At 73.6% G+C, this 6,341-nt stretch carries 4 protein-coding genes; all 4 read left to right on the plus strand.

The genetic code is table 11. The annotated features are described in order from the left end of the window. Positions 1-40 precede the first annotated feature (40 nt). The 4 genes from ABZ135_RS36200 (at position 41) to ABZ135_RS36215 (ending at position 6,218) form a co-directional block, all read left to right on the plus strand. Complete coding sequence (locus tag ABZ135_RS36200; RefSeq protein WP_356702187.1) at positions 41-1,645, plus strand: MFS transporter; 1,605 nt, start codon at positions 41-43, stop codon at positions 1,643-1,645. Between the two features lie 188 nt (positions 1,646-1,833). After that, positions 1,834-2,595, plus strand: a complete 762-nt coding sequence (locus tag ABZ135_RS36205; RefSeq protein WP_356702189.1) for a DeoR/GlpR family DNA-binding transcription regulator — start codon at positions 1,834-1,836, stop codon at positions 2,593-2,595. After that, a complete protein-coding gene (gene pfkB / locus ABZ135_RS36210) occupies positions 2,592-3,563 on the plus strand; it encodes a 1-phosphofructokinase (protein WP_356702191.1) in 972 nt (323 codons plus the stop codon). The genes ABZ135_RS36205 and pfkB overlap by 4 nt, the downstream gene beginning before the upstream one ends. A 534-nt stretch (positions 3,564-4,097) precedes the next feature. Further along, the gene (locus ABZ135_RS36215; protein ID WP_356702193.1) at positions 4,098-6,218 is read left to right on the plus strand and encodes a fructose-specific PTS transporter subunit EIIC; all 2,121 of its coding nucleotides are present in this window, start codon (positions 4,098-4,100) and stop codon (positions 6,216-6,218) included. Positions 6,219-6,341 lie beyond the last annotated feature (123 nt).

A 6,341-nucleotide genomic window follows, 5' to 3' on the forward strand; every position in this document is an offset into this window, starting at 1 on the left:
TAGGACACAAGCTGACCTATATGACCTCTACGTTCATCCCATGAGTTCACACGACGCCGTCCTGGATGCGGCCCCCGCGGCTCCCACGGCCCCCGCCGCTCCCGCGGCCCCCACGGCTCCCGCGGCTCCCGCGGCCCCCACGGCTCCCGCGGCTCCCGCGGCCCCCGCCGACAAGAGGCGCTGGATCGCCCTCGCCATCGTCATGACCGCGGCCTTCATGGACCTGGTCGACGCCACGATCGTCAACATCGCGATCCCGAGCATCGAGCGGGACCTGGGCGCCTCGTTCGGCGCGATCCAGTGGATCACCGCCGGGTACGCGCTCGCGTTCGCCGCGGGCCTGATCACCGGCGGCCGGCTGGGTGACATCTACGGCCGCAAGCGCCTGTTCCTGCTGGGCACGGCGGGCTTCACGGTCGCTTCGGCGCTGTGCGGGTTCGCCGCGAGCCCGGAGATGCTGGTGGGTTCGCGCCTGCTCCAGGGCGTGGCGGCGGCGATGATGGTGCCGCAGGTGCTGTCGATCGTGCATGTGACCTTCCCGGCGCACGAGCGCGGCAAGGTGTTCGGCCTGTTCGGCGCGATCATCGGTCTGGGCGCGGTCTCGGGGCCGCTGCTCGGCGCGCTGCTGACGCAGTGGAACATCGCGGGCCTGGAGTGGCGTCCGATCTTCCTGATCAACCTGCCGGTCGGCGTCGCGGCCCTGTTCCTGGGCAGCCGCTTCATCATCGAGTCGAAGGCACCCAAGGCGCTCCGTCTCGACCTGGTCGGCGTGGTCCTGGTGACGGTCGCGCTGCTGATGCTGATCTACCCGCTGACGCGCGGCCGCGAACTGGGCTGGCCGGTGTGGGGTCACGTGATGATGGTGGGCAGCCTGTTCGTGTTCGCCGCCCTGGTCGCGTACGAGAAGTACAAGACGCGGAAGGACGGCTCGCCGCTCGTCGAGCTGTCGTTGTTCCGCGTGGCCAGCTTCGCGGCGGGTGTCACGGTGCAGTTGACCTTCGGCGTCGTGATGGGCATTTTCTTCCTGGTGTGGACGCTCTACATGCAGATCGGCCTGGGCTGGAGCCCGCTGAAGGCGGGTCTGACCGGTGTGCCGTTCTCGATCGCGGTCTCGATGGCGGCGGGCCTGTCGGTCCAGAAGCTGGTGCCGCGGTTCGGCCGGAAGGTCCTGCAGGGGGGTGCCCTGACGATGATGGCGGGCGTCCTCCTCTACTTCTTCGAGGCGGGCCGCTACGGCACGGGCATCGCGCCCTGGCAGATGATTGCGCCGCTGGTGGTGATGGGTCTGGGCATGGGCCTGATCGTTGCTCCGCTGACGGACGCGGTGCTGTCGGAGGTGCCGCGGGAGCACGCCGGTTCGGCCTCGGGTCTGATCAACACGACCGGGCAGATGGGCAACGCGCTGGGCCTCGGTCTGGTGTCGGTGGTGTTCTTCGGGGCGATCGACGAGAAGCGGCTCGCGGAGGCGCCGGAGGAGACGGGCGCGGCGTTCACGAACGCGTTCCAGAACTCGCTGGGCTGGGCGGCGCTGGTGCTGGCGGTGATCTTCCTGGTGATGTTCGCGCTCCCGGCGAAGCCGAAGCAGCACGTCGAGGGCGCGGTGGAGCCCACGGAGCCGGTGAAGGAACCGGCACTGGCGGGCTGACGCTCTCCTCAGGCATGCCGAAGGGCCCCGGTGCGCACAGGCGCCGGGGCCCTTCGGCGTCTGCGTCGCACGAGGAACTCGGCAGCTCACGCGAGCGCGAGCTGCCCGTTTCCGTTTACTTTCCCGACCCGCAGGCGTAACCTCGCCCTGAAACCACAGGTTCGGGCATGGAACGGACGTAAACCCACATGTACGCACCCGAGCGCCAGCAAGCGATCCTCCGTCTCGCCCGCGAGGGCGGCCGGGTCGACGTGCTCTCCCTCGCCGAGGAGTTCCAGGTCACCGCCGAGACCGTGCGGCGCGATCTGAAGGCCCTCGACCGCGCCGGGCTCGTCCGCCGTGTCCATGGCGGCGCCATCCCCGCCGGCCGGCTCGACTTCGAGCCGGACCTCGCCGAGCGCGAGTCCACCGCGGCGGACGAGAAGGACCGCATCGTCCGCGCCGCCCTCGCCGAACTCCCCCAGGAGGGCAGCGTGGTCCTCGATGCCGGCACGACGGTGGCGCGCCTCGCCGCCGAGTTCCCGCTCGACCACGCGCTGACCGTCGTCACCCACGCGCTGCCCGTCGCCGCCCGGCTCGCCGACCACCCCGGCATCGATCTCCACCTCGTCGGCGGACGGGTCCGCCACCGCACCCGCGCCGCCGTCGACGCCTGGGCGCTGCGGGCGTACGGGGAGATCCGCGCCGACGTCGCCTTCCTCGCCACCAACGGCTTCTCGCCCGCACACGGACTCACCACCCCCGACCTCGCCGAGGCGGCCGTCAAGCGGGCCCTGCTGACCTCCGCCCGCCGGGTCGTGCTGCTCGCCGACTCGGCCAAGCACGGCCAGGAGCACTTCGCCCGCTTCGGCTCGCTCGCCGATGTCGACCTGCTCATCACCGACAGCGGGCTCAGCCCCGAGGACGCGGCGGCGATCGAGGCCGCGGGAACGGACGTCGTACGCACATGATCCTCACCGTCACCCCGAATCCTTCCCTGGACCGGACCTACGAGGTCCCGGCCCTGGAGCGCGGCGAGGTGCTGCGTGCCACCGGCGAGCGGATGGACCCGGGCGGCAAGGGCGTCAACGTCTCCCGTGCCCTCGCCGCCGCCGGGCACCGCACCGTCGCCGTCGTCCCCCTCGGCGGCGCGCCCGGCGCGCTGGTCGCCCAGCTCCTCGCGGCGCAGGGCATCAGGGTCGCGCCGGTCCCGGTCGCCGGCCACACCCGTTCCAACATCGCGATCGCCGAACCGGACGGCACGCTGACCAAGGTCAACGCGCCGGGCCCGGAGCTGAGCGCGGAGGAGTCCGAGACCCTGCTCGCCTCGGTCGGCTCCTATCATCCTGCTCCGGAGTGGATCGCCTGCTGCGGCAGCCTGCCGCGCGGCCTGGCCCCCGAGTGGTACGCCGAGCTGGTCACCCGCGCGCACGGCGCGGGCGCCCGGATCGCCCTCGACACCTCGGGCCCGTCCCTCCTCGCGGCCCTCGCCGCCCGCCCCGACGTCGTCAAGCCGAACGCCGAGGAGCTGGCCGAGGCGGTCGGCCGGCCCCTGGCGACCGTCGGTGACGCGGTGAAGGCGGCGGAGGAACTCCGGGTGTCGGGCGCGGGCGCGGTGCTCGCGAGCCTGGGCGCCGACGGCCAGTTGCTCGTCTCCGCCGACGGGATCTGGTACGGCCACGCCGCCGTCCCCGTCGTCCGCTCCGACGTCGGCGCGGGCGACGCCTCCCTGGCCGGCTTCCTCGCGGCCGGCGGCGAGGGCCCCACCGCCCTCGCGGCGGCGATCGCCCACGGCGCGGCAGCCGTCCAACTCCCCGGCAGCCAAATGCCGACCCCGGCGAACCTCGCCCCATCCGCGGTCACGGTGACCACGGACGTCCCCCTGAACCGCGCACTGCGCGAGGCGAACACCGTCGCCGAGCGGGTGAACAGCCGATGACCCCGGCGCCCACGCCGGAGGCCGCACGCGATGGCGTACGGCGTGACATGAACGCCCTTGACGGGCGGGGGAGTCGGCGACTGAGCCCGGCGCCCACGCCGGATCGGGGCCCCCAGGGCCCCCGCGCCGTCGACGCCCTCGCGGACGGCGTACGGCGTGATGTGCACGCCCTTGGCGTTCGAGGGGAGCGGGCGATGAGCACCGTAACCGCCGCTGAAGGCCCCCGTGCTGTCGACGCCGGCGTGGACGGCGTACGGCGTGGCGTGCACGCCCTTGGCGAGCGGGGGAGCGGGCGATGAGCACCGTAACCGCCGCTGAAGGCCCCCGCGCTGTCGACGCCCTCGCGGACGGCGTACGGCGTGATGTGCACGCCCTCGGCGTTCGAGGGGAGCCGGCGATGAGCCCGGCGCCCACGGCGGATCGGCGCGCCGCGCCGCGTGCCGGCCGCGGCACGCAGGGCCCCCGCGCCGTCGACGTCCCCCCGCACCGCGTACCGCGCGGTGTGAACGACCCCAGCGAGCAAGGGAGCCCGCGATGAGCAGCCTGATCACCGCGGATCTGGTCGACCTCGACCTGTCCGCCGACACCAAGGAGGCGGCGGCCCGCTCGCTCGCCGAGCGCATGGTCGCGCTGGGCCGGGTGACCGACCTCGACGGCTTCCTGGCGGACGTCGCCGCACGCGAGGCCCAGATGCCGACCGGCCTCGACGGCGGCATCGGGATCCCGCACTGCCGCAGCGCCCACGTCACCGAGCCGACCCTGGCCTTCGGCCGCTCCCCGGCGGGCATCGACTTCGGCGCTCCGGACGGCCCCGCCGACCTGATCTTCCTCATCGCCGCCCCGGCCGGGGCCGACGACGCGCACCTCACCATCCTCTCCTCCCTGGCCCGCCACCTGATGGACGAGGCTTTCACTCAGGCCCTCCGCACCACGACCACGGCCGCCGAGGCGGCCGCCCTGATCGCGGGCGATACCCCTGCCCCGGAGCGGCCCGCGGCCCCGCCCGCGCAGGAGCAGCCTGTCGAGTCGCCGGGCCAGGAGCCGCCTGCCGAGCAGTCCGGCGAGCAGTCCGCCGAGCCGCCGGCCGAGTCGTCCGTGGACGGGGGCCCGGGGGAAACCCCCGGTTTCGGGAAGGGGCGGGGTGGGGGAGAGACCCCGTTCCGGATCGTCGCCGTCACGTCCTGCCCCACCGGCATCGCCCACACCTACATGGCCGCCGAAGCCCTCGAACACGCCGCCCGCACCGCCGGCGTCGAGCTCGCCGTCGAGACCCAGGGGTCCGCCGGGTTCACCCGGCTCGACCCGGCGGCCGTGGCCGCCGCGGACGGCGTGATCTTCGCGCACGACGTGCCGGTACGGGAGAGGGAACGGTTCGCCGGCAAGCCCACCGTCGACGTCGGCGTCAAGGCCGGCATCAACCGCCCCGCCGCCCTGATCGCCGAGGTCCGCGACAAGGCCGCCCGCGGCGAGATCACCCACCCCGCGACCTCCCCCTCCACCCCCACCCCCACCCCCACCCCCGTCGAGAACGCGGGCGACCCGCACGAGGGCTACGCCACCAAGCTCCGCAAGTGGCTGATGTCCGGGGTCAGTTACATGGTCCCGTTCGTCGCTGCCGGCGGCCTCCTCATCGCGCTCGGCTTCGCCCTCGGCGGCTGGGACATCGACAAGGCCCCGTCCGTCGCCGAGCACTTCGCCTGGGGCCAGGTCGACGGCTGGGCCGCCCTGATGTTCCAGATCGGCGGGCTGGCCTTCGGCTTCCTCGTCCCGGTGCTCGCCGGCTACATCGCGTACGGCATGGCCGACCGCCCCGGTCTCGTCCCCGGCTTCGTCGGCGGCGCCGTCGCGCTGACGATCGACGCCGGGTTCCTCGGCGGTCTCGTCGCCGGCCTGGTCGCCGGCGGCACCGTCCTCGCCATCCAGAGGGTGCGGATCCCGGCGGTCCTCCGGGGCATCATGCCGGTGGTCGTGATCCCTCTGCTCTCCTCGATCGTGGTCGGCTTCCTGATGTTCCTGGTGATCGGCAAGCCGATCGCGAGCCTCCAGAAGGCGCTGACCGACTGGCTCTCGGGCCTCTCGGGCGCCAACGCGGTGGTCCTCGGAGTCGTCCTCGGCCTGATGATGTGCTTCGACCTCGGCGGCCCGGTGAACAAGGTCGCCTACGCCTTCGCCGTCGGCGGCCTCGCCCATCCCAACGAGGGCTCGCTCAAGGTCATGGCCGCGGTGATGGCCGCCGGCATGGTGCCGCCGCTCGCGATGGCGCTCGCCACGGCCGTACGGGGCCGGCTCTTCACCCGGACCGAGCGCGAGAACGGCAAGGCGGCCTGGGTGCTGGGCGCCTCCTTCATCTCGGAGGGCGCGATCCCCTTCGCCGCGGCCGACCCGCTGCGGGTCATCCCGGCCGCGATGGCGGGCGGCGCGGTCACCGGCGCGCTGTCGATGGCCTTCGAGTGCACGCTGCGCGCCCCGCACGGCGGTGTCTTCGTGATCCCGCTGATCGGCAACCCGCTGCTGTACCTGCTGGCGATCGTCGTCGGCACGGTGGTGAGCGCCGCGCTGGTCGTCCTGCTCAAGAGCACGCGCCGGCCGGTCTCCGAGGAGGCCGGGGGCGGCGGGCGGACCGAGGCCGGGGCGGAGGTCACCGTCGCGGCCTGACCGGCCCCTGGACAGGAGGGGCCCCGAGGGGCGGTGCGCGGGCCGTCGCCGGCGGCGTCGGCTACGCCGTCGTCCAGGCCAACAAGCCGTCCGCGTGGGAGACGGCGGCGGACGCGACGAACG

This window comes from Streptomyces sp. NPDC006339 (genome assembly GCF_040612775.1).
In the GTDB taxonomy this organism is placed as follows: Bacteria; Actinomycetota; Actinomycetes; order Streptomycetales; family Streptomycetaceae; genus Streptomyces.

What these genes read in the sequence shown, in the direction of transcription:
- ABZ135_RS36205 (WP_356702189.1), top strand. Translation starts at nt 1,834, where the DNA reads ATGTACGCACCCGAGCGCCAGCAAGCGATCCTCCGTCTCGCCCGCGAG.
- ABZ135_RS36200 (WP_356702187.1), top strand. Translation starts at nt 41, where the DNA reads ATGAGTTCACACGACGCCGTCCTGGATGCGGCCCCCGCGGCTCCCACG.
- pfkB (WP_356702191.1), top strand. Translation starts at nt 2,592, where the DNA reads ATGATCCTCACCGTCACCCCGAATCCTTCCCTGGACCGGACCTACGAG.
- ABZ135_RS36215 (WP_356702193.1), top strand. Translation starts at nt 4,098, where the DNA reads ATGAGCAGCCTGATCACCGCGGATCTGGTCGACCTCGACCTGTCCGCC.